1 protein-coding gene and 1 pseudogene are annotated in these 1,003 nt (G+C 43.4%); one reads left to right on the top strand and one right to left on the bottom strand.

All coding sequences use genetic code 11. The features are described 5' to 3' along the window. Nucleotides 1–258, bottom strand: a pseudogene (locus tag ACTHUR_RS11960) (pseudouridine synthase); the annotation flags it as partial. Nucleotides 259–469: 211 nt separating this feature from the next. On the opposite strand from ACTHUR_RS11960, the gene ACTHUR_RS11955 reads away from it, so the two are divergent. After that, nucleotides 470–772, top strand: coding sequence for a hypothetical protein (locus tag ACTHUR_RS11955; RefSeq protein ID WP_107768832.1), 303 nt, complete (start codon nt 470–472; stop codon nt 770–772). Nucleotides 773–1,003: the final 231 nt, after the last annotated feature.

Here is a 1,003-nt window from a genome sequence, read left to right as displayed (position 1 = left end):
CTCACGGCTGGTTTCACGGTAATAAAACATCGTCTTGCCGGGTTCGAACAAGGTATTTTCATCAAACGGCACGCCATCCGCACCCACCACAAAACCGCTGTTCAGCCGCCGCCGCCAGTTTTCTTCGCCGACAAAGGGAAAATGAGCGCATAAAAAATGCAGCAGCGGCAAGCCGTAAAACTGCTTTTCATGCGGTAAAACCAAGTAGCTGGGTTTGACACCGTTTAAAAGGGGTAGGGGATTGGTACGTTTTTTCATGCGGCGGATTGTACTCGGTTTTTAGGATTTTTTCAGACGGCCTTGTTTATATGGAAAATAAACTTCTAATAACGGATATGTATTGATGCAGGTTTTGTGTTTAAATAGCCTCTATAAATGGAATCAGATAAACTGGTTTTGTTTGAACTTGCTTTTATGGCATGAATTAAAGAAATGATAAAGAAGCAATATTTGAGAAAAGGAGAATATTATGCAGAGAAAAATCGGCATAATCATCATGTTATCCGCGTTTTCCGTATCCGCTATGGCGGGAGGGGAAGTTCGGCTTGGCAAGAGTAAGGCATACGATAATGAGTATGAACTTGTGGCAGAGCATGAAGTCAATGAAGAAGTTTCACAATTAAATCAAGACGAGTATGCCGCACATCCAATACGCAACGATAGCGGCGTCATGCAGTCAGGAAAAGTGGCTTCAGACAGACAAGCCGTTTCCCAATACGGAAAACCTAATTTGCCGCCTGTCCGCTTAAATCCGCATCCTTCACGACCTTGATTTCAAAATCAAAGGGCTGCTCCATTTGTTTGGGCAGCCCTTTTGTTTTGTCGGCTCACTCACATTTTTGTTTGCGCAAAACAAGTTTGTAATCGGTTTTGATGCCGGTTTGATCGCCAATCATCTTAAAATCATCTATCAAACAACGGTTTTCTGTACATTTCAACGTGAAATCTGCACCGACCCTATGGCCGTCAAATTGTTTAAATGTTGCCCGGACGGTATGGGGAG

This window comes from Neisseria sp. P0021.S007, assembly GCF_051956855.1.
Note: the sequence above shows the minus strand (reverse complement) of the source record. Positions and strands in the feature narration are given on the sequence as shown.

Coding starts and splice junctions, on each gene's coding strand:
- ACTHUR_RS11955 (WP_107768832.1), top strand. CDS start 470: ATGCAGAGAAAAATCGGCATAATCATCATGTTATCCGCGTTTTCCGTA.